Source organism: Sulfuricystis multivorans (genome assembly GCF_003966565.1).
Classification (GTDB): Bacteria; Pseudomonadota; Gammaproteobacteria; order Burkholderiales; family Rhodocyclaceae; genus Sulfuricystis; species Sulfuricystis multivorans.
This window is the reverse complement of the sequence record NZ_AP018718.1, coordinates 1,323,388-1,340,514: the sequence shown is the minus strand read 5'-3', so window position 1 is coordinate 1,340,514 and position 17,127 is coordinate 1,323,388. Positions and strand designations below refer to the sequence as shown.

The 17,127-nt window shown below is 62.5% G+C and carries 12 protein-coding genes; 6 read left to right on the top strand and 6 right to left on the bottom strand.

The genetic code is table 11. From position 1 onward, the window contains the following. The first annotated feature begins 2 nt into the window (after nucleotides 1-2). From lapB to EL335_RS06650, 6 genes are all read left to right on the top strand, one after another. Nucleotides 3-1,190 (top strand): lipopolysaccharide assembly protein LapB, encoded by a 1,188-nt coding sequence (gene lapB, locus EL335_RS06675; RefSeq protein ID WP_126445305.1) that lies wholly within the window; start codon nucleotides 3-5, stop codon nucleotides 1,188-1,190. Beyond that, the gene (rfaE1, locus tag EL335_RS06670; protein ID WP_126445303.1) at nucleotides 1,187-2,140 is read left to right on the top strand and encodes a D-glycero-beta-D-manno-heptose-7-phosphate kinase; all 954 of its coding nucleotides are present in this window, start codon (nucleotides 1,187-1,189) and stop codon (nucleotides 2,138-2,140) included. Before lapB ends, rfaE1 begins: the two co-directional genes overlap by 4 nt. Before the next feature lie 322 nt (nucleotides 2,141-2,462). After that, nucleotides 2,463-3,632, top strand: a complete 1,170-nt coding sequence (locus EL335_RS06665) for an IS4 family transposase (protein ID WP_126443682.1) — start codon at nucleotides 2,463-2,465, stop codon at nucleotides 3,630-3,632. A gap of 22 nt (nucleotides 3,633-3,654) precedes the next feature. After that, nucleotides 3,655-4,653 carry an ADP-glyceromanno-heptose 6-epimerase gene (gene rfaD / locus EL335_RS06660; RefSeq protein ID WP_126445301.1) on the top strand — a complete coding sequence of 333 codons (999 nt, stop codon included), beginning with the start codon at nucleotides 3,655-3,657 and terminating at the stop codon, nucleotides 4,651-4,653. After that, on the top strand, nucleotides 4,650-5,552 hold the full coding sequence (gene cysM, locus EL335_RS06655; RefSeq protein ID WP_126445299.1) for a cysteine synthase CysM: 903 nt from the start codon (nucleotides 4,650-4,652) through the stop codon (nucleotides 5,550-5,552). Before rfaD ends, cysM begins: the two co-directional genes overlap by 4 nt. Continuing rightward, on the top strand, nucleotides 5,549-6,337 hold the full coding sequence (locus EL335_RS06650) for a 3'-5' exonuclease (protein WP_126445297.1): 789 nt from the start codon (nucleotides 5,549-5,551) through the stop codon (nucleotides 6,335-6,337). The genes cysM and EL335_RS06650 overlap by 4 nt, the downstream gene beginning before the upstream one ends. A 6-nt stretch (nucleotides 6,338-6,343) precedes the next feature. Here EL335_RS06650 and malQ read toward each other — a convergent pair whose 3' ends face one another. The 6 genes from malQ to EL335_RS06620 are packed head-to-tail and all read right to left on the bottom strand — an operon-like array spanning nucleotide 6,344 to nucleotide 17,033. After that, entirely contained in the window at nucleotides 6,344-8,254 is a 1,911-nt protein-coding gene (gene malQ, locus EL335_RS06645; RefSeq protein ID WP_126445295.1) for a 4-alpha-glucanotransferase, read from the bottom strand. Beyond that, nucleotides 8,251-10,419: a glycogen debranching protein GlgX gene (glgX, locus tag EL335_RS06640; RefSeq protein WP_126445293.1), complete on the bottom strand. Its 2,169-nt coding sequence runs from the start codon at nucleotides 10,417-10,419 to the stop codon at nucleotides 8,251-8,253. The genes malQ and glgX overlap by 4 nt, the downstream gene beginning before the upstream one ends. Before the next feature lie 51 nt (nucleotides 10,420-10,470). Further along, the gene (locus EL335_RS06635; RefSeq protein WP_126445291.1) at nucleotides 10,471-11,823 is read right to left on the bottom strand and encodes a bacteriohemerythrin; all 1,353 of its coding nucleotides are present in this window, start codon (nucleotides 11,821-11,823) and stop codon (nucleotides 10,471-10,473) included. 2 nt (nucleotides 11,824-11,825) lie between these two features. Further along, entirely contained in the window at nucleotides 11,826-13,136 is a 1,311-nt protein-coding gene (gene nosR / locus EL335_RS06630) for a response regulator c-di-GMP phosphodiesterase, NosR family (protein WP_126445289.1), read from the bottom strand. Continuing rightward, nucleotides 13,133-14,491, bottom strand: coding sequence for an ATP-binding protein (locus EL335_RS06625; protein WP_172600046.1), 1,359 nt, complete (start codon nucleotides 14,489-14,491; stop codon nucleotides 13,133-13,135). The genes nosR and EL335_RS06625 overlap by 4 nt, the downstream gene beginning before the upstream one ends. 46 nt (nucleotides 14,492-14,537) lie before the next feature. Beyond that, the gene (locus EL335_RS06620) at nucleotides 14,538-17,033 is read right to left on the bottom strand and encodes an EAL domain-containing protein (RefSeq protein ID WP_126445285.1); all 2,496 of its coding nucleotides are present in this window, start codon (nucleotides 17,031-17,033) and stop codon (nucleotides 14,538-14,540) included. Between the last annotated feature and the right edge of the window lie 94 nt (nucleotides 17,034-17,127).

Below are 17,127 nucleotides of genomic sequence, written 5' to 3'. Positions count from 1 at the left end.
TAATGGAAATCGAACTGTGGTGGCTACTCGCGCTGCCATTGTTTTTCGGCTTCGGCTGGCTGGCGGCGCGGATCGACATCAAGCAGGTGGTCAGCGAATCGCGCGCCTTACCGCGCTCCTATTTCACCGGCCTCAACTTCCTGCTCAATGAGCAGCCCGATCGAGCGATCGAGGCGTTTCTCGAAGCGGCGCGCATCGATCCCGAGACCGTCGAACTGCATTTCGCGCTTGGCAGCCTGTTTCGCCGGCGCGGCGAGACCGACCGCGCGATTCGCGTGCACAAGCACCTGATCGACCGCGACGCCTCGCTCTCCCAACTGACCGAAGAACAGCGCCTGCAAGCCCTGACGGAACTCGGCCTGGATTATCTGAAGGCGGGGCTGCTCGATCGCGCCGAGGAGGTCTTCCTCAAACTGCGCGGCACCGCGCGTGACGAGGAAGCATTGCGCAACCTGCTGGAGATCTATCAGCTCGAGAAGGATTGGGAAAAAGCCATTGCCATCGCCAACCAGATGCCTGGCCATGCGGAGCATCTCTGGCAAAAAGAAATCGCCCAATTCCATTGCGAGCTAGCGGCCTCCGATCTGCTCAACGGCCGTTACGAAATGGCGCGCCAGCACATCGAGACCGCGCTGGCGACCAACCGCCGCTGCGTGCGCGCCACGCTGATGCTCGGCGAGCTCGAAGCGAAGGCCGGCTCTCCGGAGGCGGCGATCGGCCACTGGCAGGCAATCGAACAACAAAACCCGCAGCATCTGTCGCTCGCTGCGGACAAGATGATGGCTGCATTCCGACAGCTTGGCCGCGAGCAGGCGGGCATCGAGCTGCTGCGCGGTTATCTCGAACGCCATTCGTCGCTCGATCTCCTCGATGCCGTGTTCCAGGCGGAGTTACGGGTTCATGGTCCGCAAGCCGCCTATGGCTTGGTGCGCGACGAACTGCGGCGCAATCCCACTCTGCTGGGGCTCGACAAGCTGCTCGAAGCGCAGCTCCTGCTCGCGCCACCGGAGCGACGTGCCGATCTGGAATTGGTCAAGAACCTGATCCATACCCACACCCGGCGCGTGGCGCGTTACCGCTGTGACGATTGCGGTTTCAAGGCGCGTCAGTTCCACTGGCGCTGCCCAGCCTGCGGCGGCTGGGAGACTTTCCCCCCGAAACGCACCGAAGAATTCGATCTTTCGCCATGAATCTGCCCGATACGGCTTCTGCCCGTGTGCTCGTCGTCGGCGACGTGATGCTCGACCGTTACTGGTTCGGTGAGGTCTCGCGCATCTCACCCGAAGCGCCGGTGCCGGTGGTCAAGGTGGAGCGCACCGAGGAGCGTCCCGGCGGCGCGGCCAATGTCGCACGCAACATCGCCGCGCTCGGCGCGCAGGCGACTCTGCTTTCGGTCGTCGGCGCCGATGAGGCTGGCCAGTCGCTCGCCCGCTTGTTGGCCGAATCGGCGATCGAGGCGAGTCTCCATGAAGATGCGCAGCTCAATACCACCGTCAAGCTGCGCGTCATCGGCCGCCAGCAACAACTGCTGCGCATCGACTTCGAGAACTGGCCGGCTCACGAGGTGCTGCAAGCGAAGCTGGCCGAGTTCCGCCAGCGCATCGATGATTGCGAGGTCGTGATCCTCTCCGACTATGGCAAGGGCGGGCTGACCCACATCGCCGAGATGATCCGCATCGCCAAGGAATACGGCAAACCCGTGCTCGTCGATCCCAAAGGCGACGACTACACGCGCTATGCGGGGGCGAGCATCGTCACGCCCAACCGCGCCGAATTGCGTGAGGTCGTCGGCCGCTGGCAGGATGAAACAGACCTGACCGCCCGGGTGACGAAGCTGCGCGCCGAGCTCGGCTTCGATGCCGTGCTGCTGACGCGCTCGGAAGAAGGCATGACGCTGTTTACTGCGGATGGGGCGATTCACGAGCCGGCGCAGGCGCGCGAGGTTTATGATGTCAGCGGTGCGGGGGATACCGTGATCGCCACGCTGGCGGTGATGCTCGCCGCCGGGCAGCCCCTCATCGAAGCGGTGCGGCTTGCCAACCGCGCGGCGGGTATCGTCGTCGGCAAGCTCGGCACCGCCACCTGTTCTCTGGAAGAGTTGAACCCAGATTGTCCATTAGACCGGGCAGATTCGCCATGAACATTCGATACGATCATCTCATCGCCCTACGCGGCGGTTTTCGAGCTGCGGGCGGCATCTTTGCGCCCCCGTTCCTCGCCAATAGACACTGTTATTGGCTCGTCGCGGGGACGCAAACCTGCTCGCCCTCGCCTTCGAAACCCGCTCGCGTTCCAATGGACAATCTGGGTTGAAGGAATGAGTCACTGCTGTCCGGTTAAATGAGAGGGTGAACCGCTGTAAGCCATGACTGATGCAGGTTTCCGAGCGACGAGGGGTGTCTCCGATTTGAAATCGGAAACGGGGTTCCCGCAGAATTCCGAGCTTTGGCCCGGAGACTGCCATGAACACCGGCAAGACGCTGTTCGCCCAGATCATGGACTTTCTGCCGTGGAAGACATTCCATCGGATCGTGGCACGACACGGCGGCGACAAGGGGGTGCGGGCGCTGACCTGTGCCGAGCAATTCCGGGCCATGGCCTTTGCGCAACTGACCTACCGGGAGAGCCTGCGGGACATCGAGGCCTGCCTGCTGGCCCAATCGGCGAAGCTCTACCACATGGGGTTTCGCGCTCCGGTGGCCAGATCGACATTGGCCGACGCCAACGAGTCGCGAGATTGGCGCATCTGGGAAGCTTTTGCCAGTCGCTTGATCATGCAAGCCCGCAAACTGTATATGAGCGAGGACTTGGGACTCGATCTGTCGAACACCGTCTATGCGCTGGACTCGACCACCATCGACCTGTGCCTGTCGGTGTTTCCGTGGGCGCACTTTCGCACCACCAAGGCGGCGGTGAAGATGCATACGCTGCTCGACCTGAAGGGCAGCATTCCCAGCTTTATCCATGTCTCCGACGGCAAACTGCACGACGTGCATGCCCTCGATCTGCTCGAACTGGAACCCGGGGCCATCTACACCATGGATCGGGGCTACGTCGATTTCGCCCGCTTGCATGCGCTGCACCTGGCCGGGGCGTTCTTCGTCACACGCGCCAAGTCGAACATGCGCTGGCATCGTGTCTATTCGGTGCCAACCGACCGAACCACGGGCGTCATCTGCGATCAGCGCATTGCGCTCGATGGTTTCTACACCCGGCAGGAGTATCCCGCCCAGCTGCGCCGGGTGCGCTTCAACGATCCGGAGACAGGCAAGACGCTCATCTTCCTTACCAACCAGATGACCTTGCCGGCCACGACGATCTGCGCGCTCTACAAGAATCGCTGGCAAGTCGAGTTGTTCTTCAAGTGGATCAAGCAGCATTTGCGGATCAAACGGTTTTTCGGAACATCGGAGAATGCGGTCAAGACGCAAATCTGGATCGCCGTGTCGGTCTATGTGCTCGTTGCCATCATCAAGAAGAAACTGCAACTGGACGCCTCGCTCTACACTTTGCTACAGATTTTGTCGGTCACCCTGTTCGAGAAGATGCCCTTGCAGCAAGCCTTTCCAGCCAGCGAGTGCATTCTTCCACAGGGTGTGCCGCGCAACCAACTGAATCTATTCACGATTTAACCGGACGGTAGTGGGAATGAGTATGTATTACGTAGTCACCGGTGCGGCCGGGTTTATTGGCTCGAATCTCGTCAAGGCGTTGAACGAGCGCGGCATCGACAATATCCTCGCCGTCGACAACCTCGAGAAGGCGGACAAATTCAAGAATTTGGTCGATTGCGAGATTGCCGACTATCTCGACAAGCACGAATTCCTCGAGCTGTTGCAGCAGGGCCATTTCGACGGTGTGCTCGAAGCGGTGTTCCACGAAGGGGCGTGCTCGGACACGATGGAGAGCGATGGCCATTACATGATGCAGAACAATTACCGCTACAGCCTGACGCTGTTGGATCATTGTCTCGATCAGGAGGTGCAGTTCCTCTATGCCTCCTCCGCGTCGGTCTATGGGGCGGGGCGCATCTTCAAAGAGGCACGCGAGCACGAGGGGCCGCTGAACGTCTATGGCTACTCGAAATTCCTCTTCGACCAGGTGGTTCGCCGGCGTCTGGCTCAGGAAGAGCCGGCCTCGCAGGTGGTGGGTTTTCGTTACTTCAACGTCTATGGGCCGCGTGAGCAGCACAAGGGGCGCATGGCCTCGGTCGCCTTCCACCACTTCAACCAATATCGCGAAAGCCGCAAGGTGAAGCTGTTCGAAGGCTGCGACGGTTATGGCAACGGCGAACAGCGGCGCGATTTCGTTTATGTCGAGGACGTCGTCAAGGTGAATCTGTTCTTTCTCGACCATCCGGGTAAGTCTGGCATCTTCAACCTCGGCACCGGCCAGGCGCAACCGTTCAACGACATCGCCTTCGCCACCGTCAACGCCTGCCGTGCCTTGGAAGGCGAGCCGCCGCTTTCGCTCGCGCAGATGGTCGATGCCGGCATCGTCGAATACATCGCTTTCCCCGAGGCATTGAAAGGCAAATATCAAAGCTTCACGCAGGCCGATATTTCCGCGCTGCGCGAGGCCGGCTACACGGAACCTTTCCGGGATGTCGCGCAGGGTGTGAGGGAATACGTCAGCTATCTCTCCGGCAAATGAACACGCATACTCTCGAAGACTTTGTCGGCAATACTCCGCTGGTGCGCCTGCAACGGTTACCTGGCGCCGAGAATGCGCGGCGCAATAACGTGATTCTTGCCAAGCTCGAGGGCAACAATCCGGCCGGCTCGGTCAAGGACCGGCCGGCACTGTCGATGATCCTGGAAGCCGAAAAGCGCGGCGAGATCAAGCCAGGCGACACGCTGATCGAGGCGACTTCGGGCAACACCGGCATTGCGCTGGCGATGGTGGCGGCGATGCGCGGCTACAAAATGGTGCTGGTGATGCCGGAGAACCAGAGTATCGAGCGGCGGCAGTCGATGCGCGCCTATGGTGCCGAGCTGATACTGACGCCGAAGGCAGCCGGGATGGAAGGCGCGCGCGACGAGGCCGAGCGGCTGGTTGGCACTGGACGCGGCATCATGCTCGACCAGTTTTCCAACCCGGACAATCCGCTCGCGCACTACCGCGGCACCGGCCCGGAAATCTGGCGCGACACGGCAGGCCGCATCACCCATTTCGTCTCCAGCATGGGCACCACAGGCACGATCATGGGCTGCTCGCGCTACTTCAAGGAAATGAATCCGGCCATCCAGATCATCGGTTGTCAGCCGGCAGAAGGCGCGCAGATTCCGGGCATCCGCAAATGGCCGCCGGAGTATCTGCCGAAGATCTGCGATTTCTCGCGCATCGACCGGATCGAATACGTAAGCCAGCATGACGCCGAGGAAATGACGCGTCGGCTCGCCCGCGAGGAGGGCATCTGTGCCGGCATTTCGTCCGGTGGGGCGATGGCGGTGGCGCTGCGCATCGCCGCCGAAGTCGAGGACGCGGTGATCGTCAGCATCGTCTGCGATCGCGGCGACCGCTATCTCTCGACCGGCGTGTTTCCGGCGTGACTCCTGTTCTTGTCTTCGACATCGAGTCGATCCCCGATATCGCGGGGCTGCGACTTCTCCATGATCTGCCGGAATCGCTGCCCGATGCCGAGGTGGCAGAATTCGCCTTCCAGAAGCAGCGCGCAAAGAACGGCTCGGATTTTTTGCCGCTCCATCTGCAACGCGTCGTCGTCATCTCTTGCGTGATGAGGAGCGACGAGGGCTTCAAGGTCTGGTCGCTGGCCGAGCCGAAGCTCACCGAGGCCGAGATCATCCGGCGCTTCTTCGCCGGTATCGAAAAATACACGCCACAGATCGTCTCATGGAACGGCGGTGGCTTCGATTTGCCGGTGCTGCACTACCGCGGGTTGATCCACGGCATCGCCGCGCCGCGCTACTGGGAGATGGGCGAGGGCGATTACAAGGACAGCCGCGACTTCAAGTTCAACAACTACATCAGTCGTTACCACACGCGCCATCTGGATCTGATGGATCTGTTGGCGCTCTATCAGCCGCGCGCCAACGCGCCGCTCGACGAGCTGGCGAAGCTGATGGGGCTTCCTGGCAAACTCGGCATGGACGGCGGCGCGGTCTGGAGTGCGTGGCTTGCTGGCGAGATCGGGGCGATCCGCGATTATTGCGAGACCGATGTCGTCAACACCTACCTCGTCTATCTGCGCTTCCAGATGATGCGTGGCCAAATGTCCGTCGCGGAGCACGACGAGGAAGTGGCCAGCGTGCGCGACGCGCTGGCGAAGATCGATGCAGCGCACTGGCGGGAGTTTCTCGGCGCCTGGGGCGCATAGCACCGTTCAGCGCTCGGCGCGCACAGCGTCGATCACGGCATACCAGCCCGGCAGCATCGGCCACTCTTCCAGCGGCTGCGGCAGCTTGCGCTGCCAGTTCGGATGTTGGTCTTCGAGCGTGCCCGGCACGTTGATCTGATCGCGGCAGGCGAAGACGTCCTCGGGCTGGATGGACAGCAACATCGCCGGGCTGCGGGCGAGATAGGCGTGGATCGCAGCGATGACTTCCGGCGTCAGGTCCGGCAGCGCAGCAGGGTCCTTGCTGACTCCCGTAGGGAGCAGATTTTCGCGCTCCAGCGCCCACAGCAAGCGGCCGCGATCCCAGCCGCGTTCGGTGATCAGCCGCTCGCGCACTGCGCTGCTCGGAAACAGCATCAATCGCGTGCGAATCTCCAGATCGACGCCCTGCCAGAAACCGGCGAGCGTCGGCAAGTCGTGGGTGCTGGCCGAGACGAGCGCCTGGCGCGGCATGTCGACGGGCAGGCGGAAATTGCCGTCGGGATAACGCTCGAAGATCAGCGGGTGGTAGGAGAGCACGCCGGCAGCGAAGAGCCGCTCGCGGAAACCTTCGGGCACGGTGCCCAAGTCCTCGCCGATCACCAGGCAGGCATGGTCGAGACTCGCGCGTGCCACGAGGCCGAGCAGCGTAGCGAAGGGGTAATGGACATAAGCGCCTTCGGTTGCCGGCGTGTCGGCCGGTACCCAAAACAGGCGTGACAATCCCATCACATGATCGATGCGCAAGGCGCCGGCGTGGCGCATGTTGGCGTGCAATACCTCGATGAAGGGCGCATAACTGGCTTCGCGCAGGCGATGCGGGATCAAGGGCGGCAGTCCCCAGTCCTGACCGAGCAGATTGAGATCGTCGGGCGGCGCGCCGGTATGGGCGCCGCCATTGCCGATCGCGAACACATCCTGCCATTGCCAGACCTCCGCGCCGCCCGGATGGGCGCCGACGGCCAGATCGCGGTAAAGACCGATCGCCATGCCGCGCTCGCGCGCGCGTGCGGCGACCGCGGCCAGCTGCGAATCCGCCAGCCATTGCAGCCAGGCATGCCAGTCGATCTCGACGGCGTGATTCTCGGCAAAAGCGGCGACAGCGGGTGAGGCCGGGTCACGGTATTCCTCCGGCCAGGCTGGCCAGCCCCAGCAGTCCGGGTCTTGTGCGCGAAAGTGCGCCTGGAGCGTCTCGAAGCGCGCGAAATGTTCCAGTGCCTCGCCCTGTGCTTCGCGCCAGACGGCGAAGCCGGCCAGGCAGGCGCCGGCATGGGCGCGCCAGAAATCGAACAGCGCCCGCAGGATCTCGAGTTTGAGCCGGGCGACGCCAGGGTAATCGACCAACGGCTGCGCGCGCAGCGCAGTCAATTGCGCCTGAAACTCGGCGCTGGCGATACGGCTTTGGACGGCCTCACAGGCGGCGAATTCCGGCACGGCCTCGACATCGATGTAGAGCACGTTCAAGAAAGCGCGGTGCGAAGGGCTGTAGGGGCTGATGCGCGTCGGATCGTCCGGAAATAGCGCATGCAAGGGGTTCAGTCCGATGAAATCGCCGCCGGCCGCGGCGACCAGTTCGACCAGCGCGGCCAGATCGGTGAAATCACCGATGCCCCAATTTCGCCCTGATCGCAGGCTGTAGAGCTGCACGCTCAAGCCCCACAGCCGTCCACCCTCGGCGAGTACGGCCGGCAGATGACAGCATTGCGCCATCGCCTCATCAGGCAGCGCAGGGAGGGTGCGCTGGGCCGCCGCGAATTCGGCGAGCAGCTCTTCGGCATCGCGGGTGAGGTCGAAGTGCATCGCGGCGAGCAAATCACGCTGCGTGCTCGCCGAGGTCGGATGATGGCCGCCCCAGATGTCGTGATATTCGCGGGCGATGCCGCAGGCCTCGGCGAGGCGTTCGAGGGCGGTCTCGTTCATGGGGCGGTTTGAGTTGCAGCGGTTTGCTGGCTGAGCAGCGCAAGGGTGCGGCCTTCGAGCGGATAACGTTCGCCGCCGCGAAAACGGCCATCAGGCTTGAGGCCGGCGTGGTAATGGGTGTCGATCAGCACCTGCCAGAGGCAATCGTCACACAGTCGGGGCAGGGCGAAATCGATCCGGTCGACATGGGCGTTGAACAGCAGGATGAAGTTGTCGTCGCGGATCGCGCGGCCGTGGCGATCGACTTCGCCGAGCGCCTCGCCGGACAGATAGACGCCAAGACAGCGGGCGTAATCCTGCGTCCATTCCTCGTCGCTCATGTCGGTGCCGTCGGGCTTGAGCCAGTGGATGTCCTTGATGCCGGTATCAGACGAGTAGCGGATCGGCCGTCCCTGAAAGAAATTGCGCCGCCGGAACACCGGGTGACGGTGGCGCAGCCTGACCAACCGGGCGACGAATTCGAGCAGTTCCCGATCATCCGCGCTGAGATTCCAGCTCACCCAGCCGAGCGGGTTGTCCTGACAGTAAGCGTTGTTGTTGCCATGCTGGGTGCGGCCCATCTCGTCGCCGGCAAGCAGCATCGGCACGCCCTGCGAGAACAGCAAGGTGGCCAGCAGGTTGCGCTTCTGGCGCGCGCGCAGCGCACAGATGCCAGGATCGCTGCTCTCGCCTTCGACGCCGTAGTTGCAAGACAGGTTGTTGTCGGTGCCGTCGCGGTTGCCTTCGCCGTTGGCCTCGTTGTGTTTGTGTTCATAGCTGACCAGATCGTGCAGCGTGAAGCCGTCGTGCGCGGTGATGAAATTGATGCTCGCATAGGGGCGGCGGCCGTTGCGGGCGTAGAGGTCGGAGGAGCCGGTCAGCCTTGTGGCGAATTCGCCGATCTTGCCGCCATCGCCGCGCCAGAAAGCGCGCATGCAATCGCGGTAGCGGTCGTTCCATTCTGCCCAGCCCAACGGGAAATTGCCGACCTGATAGCCGCCTTCGCCGAGGTCCCACGGCTCGGCGATCAGCTTGACGCGCGAGAGGATCGGATCCTGGTGCAGGATGTCGAAGAAAGCGCCGAAGTGATTCACCGTATGCTGCTCGCGACCGAGCGCGGCGGCCAGATCGAAGCGGAAGCCGTCGACGTGCATCTCCTGCACCCAGTAGCGTAGAGAATCCATCACCAGCTGCAGCACGCGCGGGTGTTCGAGGTTGAGCGTGTTGCCGCAGCCGGTGTAATCGCGGTAATAACGCGGCGCGTCGGGCTGCAGACGGTAATAGACGCTGTTGTCGATGCCCTTGAACGACAACGTCGGCCCCAGATGGTTGCCTTCGGCGGTGTGGTTATAGACCACGTCGAGGATCACCTCGATGCCCGCCGAATGCAGCGTCTTGACCATCGTCTTGAATTCCTTCGGCGAGCCGCTCGCCGAATAGCGCTGCTCGGGCGAAAAAAAGCCGATCGAGTTGTAGCCCCAGTAATTGCGCTTGCCCTGATCGACCAGATGGCGGTCGTCGATGAAGCTGTGGATCGGCATCAGCTCCACCGAGGTGATGCCCAGCCGCTTGAGATGGTTGATCACCGGCGCGGTGATCAACCCCGCATAAGTGCCGCGCAGCGGGGGCGGGACGTCCGGATGCTCGATCGTGAAACCGCGCACGTGCAGCTCGTAGATCACCATCTCGTGCCAGGGGATGTTCGGCGAACGATCATCCCCCCAGGAAAACGCCGGATCGGTGACGCGGCACTTCGGCATCCACGGCGCGTTGTCGCGGCGGTCGAAGGACAGATCGTCATGCAGGGCATCGACCTGATAGCCGTAATGGGCGTCGTTCCAGATGAGCGGCCCGACGATGTCCTGGGCGTAGGGATCGAGCAACAGCTTGTTCGGGTTGAAACGGTGGCCGCGCACCGGGTCGTAAGGCCCATGAACGCGATAACCGTAGAGCAGTCCGGGGCGCGCCTCGGGCAGATAACAGTGCCAGACCAGATCGGTCTGCTCGCGCAGCGTGATGCGCTGGATTTCATGCTGACCGGACGGATCGAACAGGCACAGCTCGACCTTTTCGGCATGCTCGGAAAACAGCGCGAAATTGACGCCTTCGCCATCCCAGGTGGCGCCGCGCGGGTAGGGCGAGCCGGGCCAGACGGTAGTGATTGGAAAGTGGTGGATCGGATGCATGGTAACGATGCTGCGCCAATCAATGGACGGCGGCGCGAGAGGGTAGCACGGCTAACCGGCCTCGTGTCCTCCGCTGGGTCCAGAAATCGGCAGCCAGATGCGGAACGTCGTGCCTTTGCCCGGCGTGCTGTCGACGTCGATGCTGCCGCCGTGTTTGTTGATGATGTCCCAGCTCAGTGACAGTCCCAGCCCGGTGCCGCTGCCGACGGGCTTGGTGGTGAAAAACGGCTCGAACAGGCGGCGCTGGGTGGCTGCATCCATCCCGCAACCGGTATCGGTGATCTCGATCCAGACACGGTCGCCGGCGCGTCCGCTTTTCAATGTGATCGTGCCGTGACCGGCGATTGCCTGTGCCGCGTTGACCAGCAGGTTCAGGAACACCTGGTTGATCTGCGCCGGCATGCAACGCACCGGCGGCAGTGGCGCGAGATCGCGCTTGATGTCCGCCTTGTACTTCAATTCGTGGGCGGCGACGGCAAGCGTGCTCTCGAGGCCGGCAAGCAGGTCGGCTTCCTGCCATTGCGCCTGATCGACGCGCGAGAAATCCTTGAGATTGACGACGATCTTTTGCACTCGTTCGAGTCCCGCGCGCGTTTCACGCAGCAGGTCGGCGACATCGGTTTTCAGGTAGGCCAGATCGATTTCCTGGCTGATCGCCTCGCCTTGCGGCGTCGCGGCGCCTAGGTCGGCCAGCCGCAGCAGCTGATCGACATAGCGACCCAACGTACCGAGATTGGACGTGACGAAACCAATCGGATTGTTGATCTCGTGTGCCACCCCGGCGGCGAGTTGGCCGATCGAAGCGAGCTTTTCCGATTGTAGTAGCTCTTTCGTGCGTTCGGCGACCTCGGCTTCGAGACGGGCATTGATCTGCGCCATGTCGCGGTTCAGGCGCAGCAGTACCGCATAGAGGTTTTTCAGCGCGGTGATCAGCGCCGTCGTCGAGCGTTCGCCGCGCGTGTGTTCGAGCTCATGGGCTTCGGCCGGGCTCTTGCCTTGGCGGATGCGCATGATTTCGCGTGCCATCTGCTGATCCTCGCCGAGGATGTGGAAACTCAGCCAGGCGACGAGGAAGCCATGCAGGGTTTCCGCCGGCGCCGACATCAATTTGCGCTGGTTCCACATCTCCTTGACCTGTTCGACGAAATCACGGTGCGACTTGCGGTGATGCTCGAGATGGCGCGCATCGACGCCGTTCTCCTGCATCAGGCGTTCTTCCCCGCGGAAGTGTGTCGCTGCGTAGGTCGAAAGCTCGCGGAACACTTCCTCGATCCCGGATGAGCCCGGATTCGCATCGAGGAGCATGTCGCCGACCCGATTGACGAGGGCGACGAGATGGCGGTGCTGCGCATCGACGCTGGCGAAACCGGTTTCGAAACGCTCGCTCCAGACGAAGGCTTCCATCGTCACTTCTCCGGCCGGACATAGAGTGTCAATCGGTGGCCTTCCAGCGATTCGATCTTCAGCAGCTGCTGGATCACCTGCGCATCGACTGCTTGGCCCTTGGCCAGCAGCAGGTAGCCGTCGGGATGCATGAGATCGCGCGTCAGCACCATGCCGGGACGCAAGGTGCCGGGACGCATCGGCAGCTCCTGCACTTCCTCGGGGATCTGATCGGCGACCTTGGCCATGAAGGCATCGACGACCTGCGGGTCATAGCGCTTGCCACGGTTTTCGAAGATATAGGAGCGCGCCTCGGCTGGTTTCAACGGCCGGCTGACCAGCGTGCCCAGCTGCAGGGCATCGAAATCGTTGGCCACGGCGAGAATGCGCGCGCCCAGAGGGATGGCCAGACCGACCAGATGATCCGGATAGCCGCTACCGTCGAAGCATTCGTGATGGTGGCGCACCAGCACGGCCGCATTCTTGAGCTGTTCGACCGCCTTCAATACCAGCTCGCCACGCTGCGGATGCGTCATGACCTGGGCACGCTCTTCGGCCAGCAGCGTAATGAACGGCCTGTCGAGCAGATGGTCGGGCAGGCCGATCTTGCCGATGTCGTGCAGCAGCGCTGCGAGCAACACGTCCTGGGCGGCCGCTTCGTCGAGCGCGAGCACCTGGACGAGCTGGCGCGCCGTCTCGGCGACGCGGCGCGAGTGGCCGGCGAGTTTGCCGCCACGCAGCTCGAACAGGCTGGAGAGCACCTTGACGGTGGTCATGAAGCCTTTTTTCAGCTCGGCATGGGCTGTTTCCACCATGCCGAGCATTTGTTGCAATTCCGCGGTGCGCGCCGCGACTTTTTCTTCCAGGCCGGCATTGAGCCGGCGCAACTCTTCGTTCTGCCGCTTTGTGAGCGCGACGAGCGCGGCGTTCTCGCGCTCCAACCGGCTGTGGGCCAGCGCCTGCTCGACGGCGCTCACCAGTTCGGCATCGTTCCAAGGCTTGGCGACATAGCGCCAGATATGGCCCAGATTGATCGCCGCGATCGTGGCATTGGCATCGGCGTAGCCGGTGAGCAAGATGCGCTTCGTCTCGGGCCAGCGCTGGAAGACCTGTTCGAGAAGCTGCGCACCATCCATTTGTGGCATGCGCATGTCACTGATCACCAAATCGACCGGCTCCTTGGCGAGCAGCTCGAGCGCTTCCTGACCGGAGCCGGCCGTCAGCACGGTATAGCCGTGAGGACGGAAGACGCGCTTCAACGCGGCGAGAATCGATGGTTCGTCATCGACGCACAGGATGCGCGCTGGCGCCGGAGGTGTCTGGGATGCGTTCATGGCTGTTGCAAAGTCGGCGCTGGCAAGACGGCAGTCTGCGTCTCGGCGGTCTGCGTCGGCGGCTCGATCGGCAACCAGACGGTGAAGGTGCTGCCCTTGCCCAGCTCGCTTTTTACCTCGATGTTGCCCCGGTGTTTCTGCACGATGCCATAGGCGAGCGACAGGCCGAGACCCGTGCCCTTGCCGACCGGCTTGGTGGTGAAGAAGGGATCGAAAATGCGTTTGAGGTTCTCCGGCGCGATGCCGCTGCCGGTGTCGCTGATCGCGACGAACACCTTGTCGCCTTCGCGGCCGGTGGCGATCGTGATCTCGCCCTTCTCGGCGATCGCGTGGCCAGCATTGACGAGCAGGTTCATGAACACCTGGTTGAGCTGCGAAATGTCGCACCAGACCGGAGGCAGTTCGCCATAACGCTTGGTGACGGTGCATTTGTATTTCAGCTCGTTCCAGACGATGTTGAGCGTCGATTCGAGCCCGGCATGCAGGTCGGCCCACTGCATCGCAGTGTTGCCGGCATGAGAAAAATCCTTCAAATCGCGCACGATCCGCGCGACGCGCGAGAGCCCCTCTTTCGATTCGTGCAACAGCGCCAGGATGTCGTTGCGCAGGAAGTCGTAATCCTTTTCCTCCTTGAGCTGGCGGGCACGCTCGAACGGCGGCGACTCCATCCCGTAGGCGAGCTCGGCCTGCGCATAAGCGTCGGCGATCGCGAAGAGATCCGCGAGATAGGTTTCGAGGGTATTGAGGTTGCTATTGACGAAACCGATCGGGTTGTTGAGCTCGTGGGCGACGCCGGCGGCGAGTTGGCCGATCGAGGCCATTTTTTCAGCGTGCACCAGTTGCTGCTGGGTCTCGGCCAGCTGAGCAGTGTGTAGCTGGATGATTTTCTCGAGATTCTTCTGATAATTCAGCAGCGTTTGCTCGGCGAGATGGCGATCGGAAACGTCCTGAAGAGTTTCTATTGCGCCGAGCATGCGACCCTGCGCATCACGCAGCGGCGCAGCGGTAAAGTAAAGCCATAGACCATCCTCGCCCAAGTGCGCAAAATAATCCTCTGCCTCATAGGCCCCATCGAGCAGGGAAGAACGGGTCAGGCGCTTTTCACCGTAGTGCTGACGAAGTGTCTTGGCGTCGGCACCATCGACGATCAGATCGGCCATCGTCGGCCGTTCCTGGTCATAAAGGATCCGTCGATGATTGTCTGTGCCGACCATCTCGACTGCCGACTTGCCGGTGATTTTCTCGCAGGCATGGTTCCAACAAACGAGCCTGTGCCGGAGATCGATGATGAACGTCGGTACGGCAAGGCCGTTGATTATCGATTCGCAGCCGATCTGGATCTTGTCTTCTTCCATATCCCCTCCAAAGTCATCAGAGGCCATCGGATGCGCCCATGGTGGTTCAGCCATGTTTCAGCCCATGCGCGACGCGGAATGCCTCGCGGATCTGCTGGCGCAGCTCTTCGTCGTCCCAGGGTTTGACGAGGAAGCGATAGATCGCTCCGCGGTTGATCGCATCGGTGATCGATTGCAGGTCGGTGTAGCCGGAGAGCACGATGCGCACTGTATCGGGATAGATTTGCCGGACGCGCGAGAGGAATTCGGTGCCGCTCATCTCGGGCATGCGCTGGTCGGAGACGATCACCTGGACACGATGTTGCGCCAGCAGTGCGAAGGCTTCCTGCGGCGAGGTGGTCGCGAGGATGCGATAGCCCTCCCGCCGCAGCAGGCGGCGCAGCGCGTTGAGGATGTTCGGCTCGTCGTCGAGCAGCAGCAGGGTCTCCTCTGCTGCCGTTTCTGCTGTGCCGACTTTCAGCGTTGCGCCTTCCTTCAGCAGCATGCCGAGCTGATCCGCGGCGATGTCCTTGCTGAATAGCCAGCCCTGCATCGCCTCGCATCGCCGGCTGCGCAGGAACATCAACTGTGCCTCGTTCTCGACACCCTCGGCCAGCACAGTCATACCAAGACTGCGCCCCATCGCGATCGTCGCGCTGACGATCGCGGCGTTGACGGGGTTGGTGATCACGTCGCGGATGAAGCTCTGGTCGATCTTGATCTTGTCGAACGGCAGGCTCGACAGATACGACAGCGACGAATAACCGGTGCCGAAATCGTCGAGCGCCAGCTTCACGCCCAGTGCCTTGACTCGGCCGATCACGTCGGCGACCTGCGTCGGGTGCTCGATCATCGACGATTCGGTGATCTCCAACTCCAGGCCGGCGCCCGGCAAGCCGCTCTCGCTCAGCGTCCGACTGACGATCTCGGCCAGATCTTCCTGCCGGAACTGGTGGGGCGAGACATTCACCGCCACCGGCAGCAGCGGTGCGCCGGCATCCAACCAAATCTTGTTCTGCTGGCAGGCTTGGCGCAGGACCCAGGTGCCGATACGGTCGATCAGGCCGATCTCCTCGGCCAACGGGACGAACTGGGTCGGTGAGATCGCGCCGAGCTGCGGATGCTGCCAGCGCAACAGCGCTTCGTAGCCGCAGATGCGGCCGCTGTGCAGATCGACCTGTGGCTGGTAGCGAATCTCCAGCGCTTCCTGCGCGACGGCCTCCCGCAAGTCAGCTTCGAGCCGCAGCCGCAATTGAGCTTCTGCATTCATCTGCCGGTCGAAGAAATGGAAGCCGTGTTTCCCGGCTTTGCGGGCATGATCGAGCGCGCTATCGGCGCTCTTGAACAGTCCTTCGACATCCTGGGCATCCTTCGGATAGAGCGCGATGCCGATGCAGGCATCGAGCGCCAGCCGGTGACCGTCGATATCCAATGGTTCGGCGATCCGATCGAGGATGCGCTGGGCGAGCAGGATCGCATCATCTTCCTCGTCGAGGTTGGTGAGCACGATGTCGAATTCGTCGGCGCCACTGCGCGCCACCGTGTCGCTGGCGCGTATCAGGTCGGAAAGACGACGAGCTACTTCGATCAACGCGCGATCGCCGACGCTGCGGCCATAGTGTTCATTGACCGCGCGAAAGCGCGTCAAATTGAGGGTCATGAGCGCTACGCTGCGCCCTTGCCGCGCGGCGTCACTGAGTGCCTGCTCGAGGTGGTCGGTCAGCAGGCCGAGATTCGGCAGGTCGGTCAGTGCGTCGTGCTGTAGCACGTAACGCAGGTGTTCCTCGAACTGCTTGCGCTCGGTGAGATCGACGAGCTGAATGACATAATGGCTCACCGCACCCTCGGGGTCCGTGATCGCCGACAGGGTGAGCCAGGCGCGGCCACGCGTGCCATCCTTGCGCCGCGGCCGGATTTCGCCTTGCCAGATCCCCTGTCGGGCGACACTTCCCCAGATTGCCGCGACCAAGGCGTCGTCTTTCGGTCCGGCGTTGAGTACGTCGGTCTCGCGGCCGATCAACTCGTCGGCCCGATAGCCGCTGAGCGCGCAGAAAGCCGGATTGACGGCGAGGATCTTTCTGGCCGCGTCGGTGATGATCAGCCCGTCGCTGCTCGCAGCGAAAATCTTCGCGGCCAGATCGACTTCGGCTTGTTGCTGTTTCAACCGTAGCGCGCATGCGGCCTGCTCGACGACGCGATTCAGCGACAGCGGCAGACGACGGATGTGCTCGGGTGTCTTGATGATGTAATCGGCGGCGCCGCGTTTCATCGCCGCGACGGCGAGTTCTTCCGAACCCGTGCCAGTCAGGATCACCACCGGCAGGTTCGGCTGCACGGCCTGCACTGCATCGAAGACCTCTAGGCCAGAGTAGCCGAGAATCTCATAATCCGTCAGCACGCAATCGAAGCTGCCCGTCTGCAACGCGGTTTCGAATTCGCGGCGATCGCCAACCGTCGTCAGCGCGAAGGGCGTCTCGGCATGTTCGAGCACATCGAGCACCAGCTCGCGGTCGAACGGATCGTCCTCGACGTAGAGGACGCGGATGGGCGCAGCAGCTTCCATGGCGCCATCTTACCTCGGTGCAATGGGGAACGCAGCGCCGCTGAGTGCCGTCCTGCAGCGCCGAGGATCAAGGCCGGATGATCAGACCCGATGG